Annotated in this window: 12 protein-coding genes; 11 read left to right on the forward strand and 1 reads right to left on the reverse strand. The window is 71.0% G+C overall.

The window, feature by feature from the left end; all coding sequences use genetic code 11:
- Positions 1 to 3: 3 nt before the first annotated feature.
- Both ligA and ACIQ6Y_RS35955 read left to right on the forward strand, forming a co-directional pair.
- Positions 4 to 2,196: an NAD-dependent DNA ligase LigA gene (ligA, locus tag ACIQ6Y_RS35950; protein WP_404046108.1), complete on the forward strand. Its 2,193-nt coding sequence runs from the start codon at positions 4 to 6 to the stop codon at positions 2,194 to 2,196.
- Positions 2,197 to 2,456: 260 nt separating this feature from the next.
- Positions 2,457 to 4,694 (forward strand): putative bifunctional diguanylate cyclase/phosphodiesterase, encoded by a 2,238-nt coding sequence (locus ACIQ6Y_RS35955; protein ID WP_404046112.1) that lies wholly within the window; start codon positions 2,457 to 2,459, stop codon positions 4,692 to 4,694.
- Between the two features lie 213 nt (positions 4,695 to 4,907).
- On the opposite strand, the gene ACIQ6Y_RS35960 is transcribed toward ACIQ6Y_RS35955, so the two are convergent.
- Positions 4,908 to 5,492, reverse strand: coding sequence for a TetR/AcrR family transcriptional regulator (locus tag ACIQ6Y_RS35960; protein ID WP_404046114.1), 585 nt, complete (start codon positions 5,490 to 5,492; stop codon positions 4,908 to 4,910).
- Positions 5,493 to 5,578: 86 nt separating this feature from the next.
- Between ACIQ6Y_RS35960 and ACIQ6Y_RS35965 the strand changes: the two genes are divergently transcribed.
- From ACIQ6Y_RS35965 to ACIQ6Y_RS36005, 9 genes are all read left to right on the forward strand, one after another.
- Positions 5,579 to 5,950, forward strand: a complete 372-nt coding sequence (locus tag ACIQ6Y_RS35965) for a DUF4267 domain-containing protein (RefSeq protein WP_404046116.1) — start codon at positions 5,579 to 5,581, stop codon at positions 5,948 to 5,950.
- 54 nt (positions 5,951 to 6,004) lie between these two features.
- Positions 6,005 to 6,496 (forward strand): cupin domain-containing protein, encoded by a 492-nt coding sequence (locus ACIQ6Y_RS35970; protein ID WP_404046119.1) that lies wholly within the window; start codon positions 6,005 to 6,007, stop codon positions 6,494 to 6,496.
- Between the two features lie 96 nt (positions 6,497 to 6,592).
- A complete protein-coding gene (gatC, locus tag ACIQ6Y_RS35975) occupies positions 6,593 to 6,889 on the forward strand; it encodes an Asp-tRNA(Asn)/Glu-tRNA(Gln) amidotransferase subunit GatC (protein WP_351335407.1) in 297 nt (98 codons plus the stop codon).
- Positions 6,890 to 6,895: 6 nt separating this feature from the next.
- A complete protein-coding gene (gatA, locus tag ACIQ6Y_RS35980; protein WP_404046122.1) occupies positions 6,896 to 8,389 on the forward strand; it encodes an Asp-tRNA(Asn)/Glu-tRNA(Gln) amidotransferase subunit GatA in 1,494 nt (497 codons plus the stop codon).
- Complete coding sequence (locus ACIQ6Y_RS35985) at positions 8,386 to 8,625, forward strand: hypothetical protein (RefSeq protein WP_404046124.1); 240 nt, start codon at positions 8,386 to 8,388, stop codon at positions 8,623 to 8,625. Before gatA ends, ACIQ6Y_RS35985 begins: the two co-directional genes overlap by 4 nt.
- Positions 8,626 to 8,640: 15 nt before the next feature.
- Complete coding sequence (gene gatB / locus ACIQ6Y_RS35990; RefSeq protein WP_404046126.1) at positions 8,641 to 10,155, forward strand: Asp-tRNA(Asn)/Glu-tRNA(Gln) amidotransferase subunit GatB; 1,515 nt, start codon at positions 8,641 to 8,643, stop codon at positions 10,153 to 10,155.
- A gap of 103 nt (positions 10,156 to 10,258) precedes the next feature.
- Positions 10,259 to 10,696 carry a hypothetical protein gene (locus tag ACIQ6Y_RS35995; protein WP_404046129.1) on the forward strand — a complete coding sequence of 146 codons (438 nt, stop codon included), beginning with the start codon at positions 10,259 to 10,261 and terminating at the stop codon, positions 10,694 to 10,696.
- 171 nt (positions 10,697 to 10,867) lie between these two features.
- Positions 10,868 to 13,096, forward strand: coding sequence for an MMPL family transporter (locus ACIQ6Y_RS36000; protein WP_404046132.1), 2,229 nt, complete (start codon positions 10,868 to 10,870; stop codon positions 13,094 to 13,096).
- Complete coding sequence (locus tag ACIQ6Y_RS36005) at positions 13,074 to 13,640, forward strand: GNAT family N-acetyltransferase (RefSeq protein ID WP_404046135.1); 567 nt, start codon at positions 13,074 to 13,076, stop codon at positions 13,638 to 13,640. The genes ACIQ6Y_RS36000 and ACIQ6Y_RS36005 overlap by 23 nt, the downstream gene beginning before the upstream one ends.
- Positions 13,641 to 13,651 lie beyond the last annotated feature (11 nt).

Genomic DNA, 13,651 nt, shown 5'->3' on the forward strand with positions numbered 1-13,651 from the left:
ACGGTGGCCGGCGACAAGCAAGCGGAGACGACGGTGCCCGCACAAGCGCGGGAGCAGCACGCGAAGCTCGCTGAGCAGATCGAGGAGCACCGCTTCCGGTACTACGTGAAGGACGCTCCCGTCATCAGCGACGCGGACTTCGACAAGCTCCTGCGCTCCCTGGAGGCGCTGGAGGAGGAGTACCCGGAGCTGCGGACGCCGGACTCGCCCACGCAGAAGGTCGCGGGCGCCTATGAAACGGAGTTCTCGGCTGTCCAGCACGCCCAGCGCATGCTGTCGCTGGACAACGCCTTCGACGACCTGGAGCTGGCCGCCTGGGCCGAGCGCGTCCACAAGGACGTCGGCACCTCCGCGTACCACTTCCTGTGCGAGCTGAAGGTCGACGGCCTCGCCGTCAACCTCACGTACGAGCACGGCCGCCTCACCCGCGCGGCCACCCGTGGCGACGGCCGCACCGGCGAGGACATCACGCCCAACGTCCGTACGATCGCCGAGATCCCCGACCGCCTGAAGGGCGACAGCGTCCCGGACCTGGTGGAGATCCGCGGCGAGGTCTACTTCCCGATGGAGAAGTTCGAAGAGCTCAATGCCCGTCTGGTGGAGGCCGGCGACAAGCCCTTCGCCAACCCGCGCAACGCGGCGGCCGGTTCACTGCGCCAGAAGGACCCGCGCGTCACCGCCTCCCGCCCGCTGCACATGGTCGTCCACGGCATCGGCGCCCTCGAGGGCTACGACGGCATGACCCGCCTCTCCGAGGCCTATGACCTGCTCAAGTCCTGGGGCCTGCCCACCTCCACGCACAACAAGGTGGTCGGCGACCTCGACGGCGTACGGCAGTTCATCGCCTACTACGGCGAGAACCGCCACTCCGTGGAGCACGAGATCGACGGCGTGGTCGTCAAGCTCGACGAGATCCGCCTCCAGGGCCGCCTGGGCTCCACGGCACGCGCCCCGCGCTGGGCGATCGCGTACAAGTACGCGCCGGAGGAGGTCAACACCAAGCTGATCAACATCCGCGTGGGCGTGGGCCGTACGGGCCGGGTCACGCCGTACGCGCAGGTCGAGCCGGTGACGGTGGCGGGCTCGGAGGTCGAGTTCGCGACGCTGCACAACCAGGACGTGGTCAAGGCCAAGGGGGTGCTGATCGGCGACACCGTGGTGCTGCGCAAGGCCGGTGACGTCATCCCGGAGATCCTCGGCCCGGTGGTGGACCTGCGGGACGGCACCGAGCGGGAGTTCGTGATGCCGGCGGAGTGTCCCGAGTGCGGCACCCCGCTCAGGCCGATGAAGGAGGGTGACGTCGACCTGCGTTGCCCGAACGCCCGCACCTGCCCGGCCCAGCTGCGCGAGCGCCTGTTCTACCTCGCGGGCCGCAGGGCGCTGGACATCGAGCACTTCGGCTATGTGGCCGCGGCCGCGCTCACCAAGCCCCTGGAGCCGTCCGACCCGCCGCTGAAGGACGAGGGCGACCTGTTCGACCTGACGGTGGAGCAGCTGCTGCCCATCAAGGCGTACGTCCTGGACCAGGACAGCGGGCTGCCCAAGCGGGACCCGAAGACCGGCGAGGAGAAGATCGCCACGGTCTTCGCCAACCAGCAGGGCGAGGCGAAGAAGAACGCGCTTGCGATGCTGGAGAACATCGCGGCCGCCAAGGAACGCCCGCTGGCCCGGCTGCTGACCGGACTGTCCATCCGGCACGTCGGCCCGGTCGCCGCGGAGGCGCTCGCGCGCGAGTTCCGCTCGATCGACCGCATCCAGCAGGCCGACGAGGCGGAGCTCACCGCGGTCGACGGCGTGGGCGGGATCGTCGCCAAGGCCCTCAAGGAGTGGTTCGCCGAGGACTGGCACCAGGAGATCCTGCGCAAGTGGAAGGCCGCCGGCGTCCGGCTGGAGGAGGAAGGTTCCGGCGAGGACGAGGGCCCGCGCCCGCTGGAGGGCCTCACCGTCGTCGTCACCGGCACCCTGGAGCGCTTCACCCGGGACGCGGCCAAGGACGCCCTGCAGAGCCGGGGCGCGAAGGTGACCGGTTCGGTGTCGAAGAAGACCTCGTTCGTCGTTGTGGGTGACAGCCCCGGATCGAAGTACGACAAGGCGATGCAGCTGAAGGTTCCCGTCCTGAACGAGGACGGTTTCGACGTCCTGCTCGAAGAAGGGCCGGAAGCAGCCGCAGAAGTCGCACTTCCGACCGAGGAGTAGCGGTTGAAGGCCACCCGATCGGCGCATATCAGATGCATACGGGTGGCCAGGGCGCATTCGGGCAACCGTCGGCGACCGCTGCCCGAGGAAGCCTTCAGCGGCCTACTGTTGAGATATGCGCCTGCCGTGCCCCGCTGCGGTCGGGGCATCGCTCTGCTCCTGGAGGGCAGAGGGAAAGGGATTTCCGACGCGGTGCCGTTGAAGGATGTCGGGCATCGGGCCGCGTGGCGTGGGCACCGCCGGCTGTGAGAGGGACGGGAATGGAACCGACCGAGAGCGCCGCCCCGCACTCATGGCTGCGGCGACTGGCCGGCGTGTGGCGCGAGGGCTGGGGAGCCCCCCGCAGCGCCGACGCACGCGAGCACGCCACCGACCGTACGGGCACGGGCCGCCTCGGCACCGTGCCCCTCGGCACCGCCCGGCTCACGGCCGGGCAGGTCCACGGACTGCCCGGCGCCGAGGCCGAACGGCACGCCTCCTGGCCCCCGCTGCCCACCGCGGTCGTCGCGGCCGCCGGGTTCACCCTGGGCGCCGGGTTCTACCGGGCCTTCACCGGCGGCCACGCCCTCTTCCCGTCCGGCACGGCCGGCTGGTCGCTGGCCGTGCTGACCGGCCTGATCGTCGGCCATCTGGTCATGCTGGGCCGCGCCCGCTGGTGGGGCGGCACCGGCTCGGGCGCCGCCCTCACCCTCGCCGTGCTGCTGCTGTACGGCTGGGTGCCGGCCGGGATGGTCAGCCTCACCGTCGTCGTGCTGGTCGGCATAGCCCGGCGCCACCGCTGGCGGCAGGGCGTGCTGCACGGCGGGGTGGACATCCTCGGCATCGGCGCGGGCGCCCTGGTGCTGGCCGGCTTCGGCCGGGTGCCGTCCGTGGAGCACCCCTGGTACCCGGACACCTGGACCTTCTACACCGCCCCCCAGGTGGTGATGGCCGCCGTCGCGTACCTCGTCGTCACCCGCGCCCTGTTGTGGTACCTGCACGCGCCCCGCTCCGGCGGACTGCCCACCGTCGCCCGTACCGCCCTGGTCAGACAGGGCCTGGTGGCGGTCGCACTGCTCGGCATAGCCCCGCTGGTGTGCGTCGTCGCCATGGCCGAGCCGATCCTGCTGCCGCTGTTCGCGATTCCGCTCGTCGCCCTCGACTCCACCCTGTGGATAGCCCGCGCCCGCGCCGAGGAGCAACTGCGCGACCCGCTGACCGGGCTGCCCAACCGGCAGTGGCTCCTGGAGCGCATCTGGACCGCCCTGGACGACGCCGAGCGCATCGGCGCCCGGGCCGCCCTGATGCTGATCGACCTCGACCGTTTCCGATCGGTCAATGACACACTCGGCCATCTCGCCGGTGACCGGCTGCTGCTGCAGACCGCCGACCGGCTGCGCCTCGCCCTGCCGCGCGGCGCGGAGGTGGCGCGGCTCGGCGGCGACGAGTTCGCCGTGTTACTGCCGGTCGCCGACTCCACCACGTCCGCGACCCGTATCGCCCGCGGCATCGTCGCCGCCCTCAGCTCCCCGCTCGACCTCGACGGGCTCACGCTCGTCCTGGAGGCCAGCGCCGGAGTCGCCGTCTTCCCCGACCACGCCCTGGACGCGGAGGGCATGCTCCGCCGCGCCGACGTGGCGATGTACCAGGCCAAGCGGGACCGCACCGGCGTCGAGGTGTACGAGTCCAAGCGCGACTCCAACACCCCCGACCGCCTCGGACTCCTGGCCGACCTGCGCCGGGCGCTGGACGCGCACGAGGTGCAGCTGCACTACCAGCCCAAGGTCCGCTTCGACGGCCAGGTGGCGGGCCTGGAGGCCCTGGTCCGCTGGGTGCACCCGGAGCGGGGCAAGGTGCCGCCGGACGAGTTCATAGCGATCGCCGAGTCCTCCGGGCTCATGCCGCACCTCACCGAGTACGTCCTGGAGACCGCCCTCGGCCAGGTCGCCAAGTGGCGCTCCCAGGGCCTGTTCGTGCCCGTCGCGGTCAACGTCTCCCCGCGCGACGTGCACACCCCCGGCTTCGCCGGCTCCGTCGCCGCCCGCCTGGCCCGGCACGGCGTCCCGGCCGGGTCGCTCCAGCTGGAGATCACCGAGCATGTCCTCCTGGAGGACCCGCAGCGCGCCGCCGACACCCTCGCCGGGCTCACCGGCCACGGCGTGAAGATGTCCCTGGACGACTTCGGCACCGGCTACTCCTCCCTCGTCCACCTGCGCCGCCTGCCGGTCAGCGAGCTCAAGATCGACCGGTCCTTCGTGGCCCGCCTCGCCGTCGACAACGAGGACGCCGAGATCGTCCGCTGCACCGTCGACCTCGCCCATTCCCTCGGCCTCCTCGTCGTCGCCGAGGGCGTCGAGGACGACGAGACCTGGGAACGCCTGCGCGACCTGGGCTGCGACGCCGTACAGGGCTGGCTCGTCGCCGCCGCGATGCCGCCCGAGGAGACCACGGCCTGGCTGCGCGCCCGTGGCGCCCGCGGCTGGCAGCGGCCGAAGGCGGCGCTTCCCGCGGCGGAGTGACCGCGCGGGACGGCAGCCAGGGCGTGCCGTTCGGCCTTGCAGCCGCGCGCAGCAGACCTCGCCCGGCCCGGCCGAGACGCGGAAGCCCCTCGCAGCCGGCCTGATCCGAACGGCAGGCCCCGAGTCTCGCTCGCGGGGGGACCCCCATCGCCCCCGCTCGACTCGGCCGAGGAGCGCAGTCCCTTTCGGTCGACCTGATCCGGAAGACAGGCCCTAGCCGGCTGCCGCCGTGAAGTGGCTGATCAGCAGGGCGAGCCGCTGGTCGTGGGCCTCCTCGGGGAGCCGGCCGCTGCGCATCAGGGTCACCAGGCCGTGCAGGCCCGCCCAGAAGGTCTCGGTGAGCAGGCGCGGGTCCTCGCGGCCGGCCGCGATCGGTCCCACGGCCAGCAGCAGCTCGCCGAAACCCTCCCGCAGGGCGGCCGGTGCCTCGGGCGTGGCGAACGCCAGGTCCACCCGGTGCGTGAACATCGCGTCGTACAGCGCGGGCTGCCGCCGGGCGAAGGCCGTGTAGGCGGCGCCCACAGCCGCCAGCGCGGCCCTCGCGCCCTCGGCCCTGACGCGGGCCGACCGCAGTTGCAGGGCCAGCTCCGCGAACCCCTCCACGGCCACCGCGGCCATGATCGCGTCCTTGCCCTTGAAGTGGCTGTACAGGACGGGCTGGCTGTACTCGATCTCGGCCGCCAGCCGGCGCGTGGTGACCGCGTCCCAGCCCTCGGCCTCGGCCAGTTCCCGGGCGGCCGACACGATCAGCCGCTCCCGCTCCGCTCGTTCGCGCTCCCGGCGCTTCTGGATCGACATGCCAGGAATTCTAGCAGCGCTAGCAATGCTGCCGCCGCTTGTGCTAGCTTCGCTCTCGTCCCTAGCGCTGCTAGCAAGGAGCTCGCATGACCGTCACCGCGTACACCCTCGCCGCCGTACTCGACCTGTTCGTGCTCTTCATCGGCCTGCGCTTCCTGCTGCAGCCCCGCCCGTCCGCCGTCGGCTACGGCGTCCCCGCCGACCCCGGCGGCGACGCGTCCGCCTACCTCGCGATCAAGGGCCTGCGGGACGCGACCTTCGGAGTGTTGGGCCTGGCGCTGCTCGCGTTCGCCGGGGCGCGGGCCGAGGCCTGGTTCATGCTCTGCGTCGCGATCATCCCGCTGTTCGACACGCTGATAGTGCTGCGTCACGGCGGCACGAAGGCGGTCGCCTACGGGATTCATTTCGCCACCGCGGTCGTTGTGATCATCAGTGCCGGACTGCTGTTCGCGGTCTGAGCCACCACACGCATCAGGGGTCTGAGCCACCACACGCATCAAGGGGGAAGTCACATGTCGCTCTTCGTGCCCGAGTTCGACGAGACCGTGCTGGTCCGGGACGCCGACGCCGAGACGCTCGGCGAGGGCCCGTTCGCCGTGAAGCTGCTGGCCGACAGCAGTGCGTCCGGTGGAGCGCTGTCCACCGTGCGGGTCACGCTGGGAGAGGGCGCCGACGGCGCCAAGCCGCATCTGCACCGCAATTCCGCGGAGATGTTCTTCCTGCTGGACGGCGAGGCCGAGCTGCTGTCCGGGGACGACGTGGTCACCGCCGAGCGCGGTGACCTGGTGATCGTCCCGCCGGGCCGGCCGCACGCCTTCGCCGCCGCCCCCGGCAGTACCGCCGACCTGCTCATCGTCATCACACCCGGCGTGGAGCGCTTCGACTACTTCCGCCACCTGCAGCGCATACGCCTCGGCGAGGTCGGCCCGGAGAGCCTGCTGGAGGTCCAGGAGCTGTACGACAACCACTTCCTGCGCAGCCCCGCCTGGGAAGGCCGCCGGTGAGGAGGCCCCGCCTTAGGTAAACCGTTTAACGGGTACAGGCCCCCGCCCCCTAGGATTGGCCCCAAACCACACACACTCACCCCAGAGGATCGCTGCATGCCTGGCATCACGCGCGAGGAGGTCGCCCACCTCGCCCGGCTGGCGCGTCTGGAGCTGAAGCCCGAAGAGCTTGATCACTTCGCCGGCCAGCTGGACGACATCATCGGCGCGGTCGCCCGCGTCAGCGAGGTCGCCGACCAAGACGTACCGCCGACCTCGCACCCGCTGCCGCTGACGAACGTCATGCGTCAGGACGAGGTGCGTCCGTCGCTCACCCCCGAGCAGGCGCTCTCCGGCGCCCCGGCCCAGGAGCAGCAGCGTTTCAAGGTGCCGCAGATCCTGGGGGAGGACTAAGAAGCCATGACGGACATCATCAAGCTCACCGCCGCCGAGATCGCCGAGAAGATCGCCTCCGGCGAGCTCACGGCCGTCGAGGTCACCGAGGCCCACCTGGCCCGGATCGACGCCGTCGACGAGAAGGTGCACGCCTTCCTGCACGTCGACCGCGAGGGTGCGCTCGCGCAGGCCCGCGCCGTCGATGAGAAGCGTGCCCGCGGCGAGAAGCTCGGCCCGCTGGCCGGCGTCCCGCTCGCGCTGAAGGACATCTTCACCACCGAGGGCATCCCGACGACCGTCGGCTCCAAGATCCTCGAGGGCTGGATCCCGCCGTACGACGCGACTCTCACCAAGAAGCTGAAGGCCGCCGACGTCGTCATCCTCGGCAAGACCAACATGGACGAGTTCGCCATGGGGTCCTCCACCGAGAACAGCGCCTACGGCCCGACCGGCAACCCCTGGGACCTCACCCGCATCCCCGGCGGTTCCGGCGGCGGTTCCTCCGCCGCGCTCGCCTCCTTCGAGGCCCCGCTCGCCATCGGCACCGACACCGGCGGCTCCATCCGCCAGCCGGCCGCCGTCACCGGCACCGTCGGCGTGAAGCCGACCTACGGCGCGGTCTCCCGCTACGGCATGGTCGCCTTCTCCTCCTCCCTCGACCAGGGCGGCCCCTGCGCCCGCACGGTCCTGGACGCGGCCCTGCTGCACGAGGTCATCGCCGGGCACGACCCGCTCGACTCGACCTCCATCGACGCCCCGGTCCCGCCGGTCGTCGAGGCCGCGCGCAACGGCAGCGTGCAGGGCATGCGCGTGGGCGTGGTCAAGCAGTTCCGCGGCGAGGGCTACCAGGCCGGCGTCATCCAGCGGTTCGACGAGTCGGTCGAGCTGCTCAAGGAGCTGGGCGCCGAGATCGTCGAGCTGGACTGCCCGTCCTTCGACCTCGCCCTGTCGGCGTACTACCTGATCGCGCCCTCCGAGTGCTCCTCCAACCTCGCCCGCTTCGACGGCCTGCGCTACGGCCTGCGGACCGGCGACGACGGCACGCACTCCGCCGAGGAGGTCACCTCCCTCACCCGTGAGGCGGGCTTCGGCCCCGAGGTCAAGCGCCGCATCATGCTCGGCACGTACGCGCTCAGCTCCGGCTACTACGACGCGTACTACGGCAGCGCCCAGAAGGTCCGCACGCTCATCACGCGCGACTTCGAGAAGGCCTTCGAGCAGGTCGACGTCATCGTCTCGCCGACCACGCCGACGACCGCCTTCCCGATCGGCGAGCGCGCCGACGACCCGATGGCGATGTACCTCGCGGACCTGTGCACCATCCCGACGAACCTCGCCGGCAACGCCGCCATGTCGCTGCCCTGCGGTCTCGCCCCGGAGGACAACCTCCCGGTCGGTCTGCAGATCATCGCGCCGGCGCTGAAGGACGAGCGTCTGTACAAGGTCGGCGCCGCCGTCGAGGCCGCCTTCGTGGAAAAGTGGGGCCACCCGCTGCTGGAGGAGGCTCCGTCGCTGTGAGCAAGCTGTCGAAGGCCAAGGGCTTCAAGAAGTCCAAGAACGGCCTGTACCTGTCCATGGCCACCACCGCGTTCGGTGCGTTCAGCGTCGCGAAGCAGGCGAAGCTCGCCCGCTCCGAGAGCGACACGCTCCGTCTGGTCGATGCCGCCGTGTCCGCCGCCGCGATCGTCACCGGCCTCGCCATCCTCTACCGCGAGCTGAAGCGGCTGGGCGACGACGACGTCCTGCTGGGCTGAGAGGGAAGTTTCACCGTGACCACCACGACCGACCTGGTGTCGTACGAGGACGCACTCGCGTCGTACGACCCCGTCATGGGCCTCGAGGTCCATGTCGAACTCGGCACCAAGACCAAGATGTTCTGCGGCTGTTCGACCGCCCTCGGCCAGGACGCCAACACCCAGACCTGCCCGGTCTGCCTCGGCCTGCCCGGCGCGCTCCCGGTCGTCAACGCGACCGGCGTCGAGTCCGCGATCAAGATCGGCCTCGCGCTGAACTGCGAGATCGCCGAGTGGTGCCGCTTCGCCCGGAAGAACTACTTCTATCCGGACATGCCGAAGAACTTCCAGACCTCCCAGTACGACGAGCCGATCGCCTTCAACGGCTACCTCGACGTACAGCTGGAGGACGGCGAGACCTTCCGCGTGGAGATCGAGCGCGCCCACATGGAGGAGGACACCGGCAAGTCGACCCACGTCGGCGGCGCGACGGGCCGTATCCACGGCGCCTCGCACTCCCTCCTCGACTACAACCGCGCGGGCATCCCCCTCATCGAGATCGTCACCAAGCCGATCGAGGGTGCGGGGGAGCGTGCGCCGGAGGTCGCGCGGGCGTACGTCCGTGAGCTGCGCGAGGTCATCCGCGCGCTAGGCGTGTCCGAGGCCCGGATGGAGATGGGCCAGATGCGCTGCGACGTGAACCTGTCGCTGCGTCCGAACGGCACCGAGAAGTTCGGCACGCGCTCGGAGACGAAGAACGTCAACTCCCTGCGCTCGGTGGAGCGTGCGGCGCGGTTCGAGATCATGCGCCACGCGGCCGTGCTCTCGTCCGGCGGCACGATCATCCAGGAGACCCGCCACTTCCACGAGGACACCGGCTCCACCACCTCGGGCCGGGTCAAGGAGGAGGCCGAGGACTACCGGTACTTCCCGGAGCCCGACCTCGTCCCGGTCGCCCCGTCCCGTGAGTGGGTCGAGGAGATCCGCGCGGCCCTCCCGGAGATGCCGCTGGCCCGCCGCACCCGGCTGCTCGCCGAGTGGGGCATCTCCGCCACCGACATGCAGTCGATCCTGAACGCCGGTGCGCTGGACCTGATCGTCGCGACGATCGAGGCCGGTGCCGACGCCGCCTCCGCCCGTAAGTGGTGGATGGGTGAGCTGGCCCGCAGCGCCAACGAATCCGGTAAGGCGCTCGACGAGCTGGCGATCGCCCCGGCGCAGGTGGCCCGCGTCACCGAGCTCGTCGCGAAGGGCGACCTGAACGACAAGCTGGCCCGTCAGGTCATCGAGGGTGTCCTCGCGGGCGAGGGCACCCCGGACGAGGTCGTCGACAAGCGCGGTCTGAAGGTCGTCTCCGACGAGGGCGCCCTGACCACCGCCGTCGAGGAGGCCATCGCGGGCAACCCGGCCATCGCGGACAAGATCCGCGGCGGCAAGGTGGCCGCGGCCGGCGCCCTGGTCGGCGCGGTCATGAAGGCCACCCGCGGCCAGGCCGACGCGGCCCGCGTCAAGGAGCTGATCCTGGAGAAGCTCGGCGTCAGCGAGGGCTGAGGCCGCCGGCGAGGGCGGCAACGTCATCGCGTACAGGCCCTGGGGACCCGTTTCCCAGGGCCTGTGGCATGCCCGCGGCGGCCAGGCGCTACGCTCCCGCGCCATGAACGGACGTGCTGATTCCGAGACGGTGGCGACAGCCGAGACGACGGCGACAACCAAGACGGTGGCGACAGCCGAGACGACGGCGACAACCAAGACGGTGGCGACAGCCGAGACGGCGCCGATAACCGAGACGGTGGAGCCAACCGAGACGGCGGCGACAATCGAGACGGCCGATGAGCACCCCGCCCAGGAGGCGCGGCGGGCGCGCTGGACCGCGACCGGAACCGGCGCCCTGCTGACCCTCGCCGGCGGCGCGGCGGCCGCCCTGCGAGCGACCGGCGGCACCGTCCCCGCGCTGGTCCCCGCCGCCTACGCCCTTGGCGCCGCGGTCTGCGCGACCGCCGCGCTCATCGGCTCCCGGGGCCGCACCCGGCGGGCGCTGTGGCTGCTGATCGCCGGGGTGACGGTGATGGCGCTCGGCGACCAGTTCGACTAGGGCTGTGAGTTGGCTCCCACTCCTGTGAATAACCCCACGAACGGACCAAAGGATCATTTCCGCCTGTAAGAGTGACTAGGCATTGCTCATACGTTCTTTGCGGGCTGTTCGGTTCATGAACGACTGTTCCCGGTCAAAGATTCACAAACGGTCGTCTCTGGGAGCAGGTTCGTGGCAGCCCTTGCACGCTGGTGTGTCCGGCACCGCCTCGTCACCGTTCTGCTGTGGCTCCTCGCCTTCGGCGGAGTGTCCGCCGCGGCCACCGTCGCCGGAACGGCGTACTCGAACAACTACGAGGTCCCCGGCACCGAGTCGGGCCGCGCCACCCAGTTGCTGGGGGACGGCTTCCAGGGGCTGGGCGGGGACAGCGACACCGTCGTCTGGCACACCGAATCCGGCAGCGTCCGCGCCGCCGACGTCGAGCAGACCATGACCCGCACCCTCAACCAGCTGGGGGAGCTGCCGGGCGTCGCCTCCGTGACCAGCCCCTACGGCGGCCACGGCGCGGACCGGATCAGCGAGGACGGGCACACCGCCTACGCCACCGTCACCTTCGAGCAGTCGACCGAGAACCTCGACGCCGCCCAGGTGAAGGCCGTGGTCGAGACGGCGAAGGGCGCCGAGACCGACGGGCTTCAGGTGGAGCTCGGCGGCAACGCCATCGCCCTCACCGAGTCCTCCGGCGGGCATCTCGCCGAGATCGTCGGGGTGGTCGTTGCCGCGGCCGTGCTGTTCCTCGCCTTCGGCTCGCTCGCCGCCTCGCTGCTGCCCATCGCCACCGCGCTGATCGGCGTCGGCACCGCCTACGCCGGGATAGCGCTGCTCGGGCACGCCATGACCGTCGCCGACTTCGCGCCCATGCTCGGCATGCTGATCGGACTCGGCGTCGGCATCGACTACGCCCTGTTCGTCGTCACCCGGCACCGCCGCGGCCTCAAACGCGGTCTGAGTGTCACCGAGGCCGCCACCACCGCGGTCGCCACGACCGGACGTGCGGTCGTCTTCGCGGGCGCCACCGTGTGCATCGCCCTGCTCGGCATGCTGATACTGCGTCTGAGCTTCCTCAACGGCGTGGCCATCGCCGCCTCGCTCACCGTCGTCCTCACCGTCGCCGCCTCCGTGACCCTGCTGCCCGCGCTGCTGAAGCTGATCGGCATGCGGGCGCTCAGCCGTCGCGAGCGGCGCCGCCTCGCCGAGCACGGGCCCGAGCCCGAGATCCCCACCGGGTTCGCCGCACGCTGGTCGGCCTTCGTCGAACGCCACCCCAAGAAGCTCGGCGCCCTCGCCCTCGTCGTCATGACCCTGCTCGCCCTGCCCGCGCTCTCCCTGCGCCTGGGCACCTCCGACCAGGGCAACAACCCCGAGCCCTCCACGACCCGGCAGGCCTACGACCTCCTCGCCGACGGCTTCGGCCCCGGCGTCAACGGCCCGCTCACCCTGGTCGGGAAGGTGCACGGCGCCGACGACAGGCTCGCCCTGGACAACCTCGACGCCACCCTGCGCTCCACCGACGGCGTCGCCGCGGTGACCCCGGTGAGCTACAACAGCGGCGGCGACACCGCGTACCTCACCGTCGTACCCGAGTCCTCGCCGCAGTCCCCGCAGACCAGCGAACTCGTCGACCGGCTGCGCACCGAGGTGCTGCCGCGCGCCGAGTCCGGCACCTCGCTCGACCTGCACGTCGGCGGGGTCACGGCCGGCTACGACGACTTCGCGGACGTGATCGTCGGCAAGCTGCCGCTGTTCGTCGGCGTCGTCATCGGCCTGGGCTGCGTACTGCTCCTGCTGGCCTTCCGTTCGATCGGCATCCCGCTGAAGGCCGCCGTCATGAACGTCGCCGCCGTCGCCGCCGCCTTCGGTGTCGTCGTCACGATCTTCCAGTGGGGCTGGGGCAGCGAACTGCTCGGCCTCGGCCGGGCCGGACCCATCGAACCCTTCCTGCCCGTGATCATGGTGTCGGTCCTGTTCGGGCTCTCCATGGACTACCAGGTCTTCCTGGTCAGCCGGATGTACGAGGAGTGGCTGGAGACCGGCGACAACCGGCGCGCGGTCCGCGTCGGCCTCGCCGAGACCAGCCGGGTGATCAACTCCGCGGCGGTCATCATGATCTCCGTGTTCCTCGCGTTCGTCCTCAGCGGCGACCGGGTGATCGCGATGTTCGGCATCGCGCTCGCCGCCGCCGTCGCCCTCGACGCCTTCGTCCTGCGTACGCTGCTGGTCCCCGCCCTGATGCATCTGCTCGGCGGCGCCAACTGGTGGCTGCCCCGCTGGCTCGACCGGCGGCTGCCCCGCATCAGCATCGAACCGCCCGAGTGTCGTGCCGCCCATGAGAAGCTCGCCGAAGTTGCGGCCGAGTTCGAAGAGGAGCGGAAACGGGATGTACGCGATATCGCTGGGTGACGGGGCCGAACTGCGCCCGCTGGAGCCCTGGCACGCCGAGGAGTTCCTCACCCACCTGGAGCGGGGCCGGGAGTTCATCAACCGGTACGTGCCCTTCGGCTCACGCGCCACGGACGTCACCTCGGCCCGCGAGGCGCTCCAGCGCTACGCCGACTGGCGCGCGGCCGGCACTACGTCCCTGCACGGCATCTGGCTCGACGGCAAGCTCGTCGGCGGTGTGCTCTACCTCAACTTCGACGAGGCGCAGGGCAACTGCGAGGTCGGCTGCTGGCTGGAGCCCGCCGCGACCGGGCGCGGCCTGGTCACCCGCGCGATGCGGGTGCTGCTCGACCATGTCGTCCTCGACCGAGGCATCCACCGCGTCGAGTGGATCGCCGCCACCGGCAACACCGCCAGCATCAACGTCGCCCGCCGCCTGGGCATGACCCGGGAGGGCGTGCAGCGCGAGAGCTATCCGCATCGCGGCGTACGGTTGGACATGGAGGTCTGGTCGCTCCTCGCCCCCGAGTGGCGGACGGCCCGTGAGGCCCTCGCCGATCATTAAGGCCCCTCTCA

Origin of the sequence: Streptomyces sp. NPDC096205 (genome assembly GCF_044763135.1) — a bacterium.
In the GTDB taxonomy this organism is placed as follows: domain Bacteria; phylum Actinomycetota; class Actinomycetes; order Streptomycetales; family Streptomycetaceae; genus Streptomyces.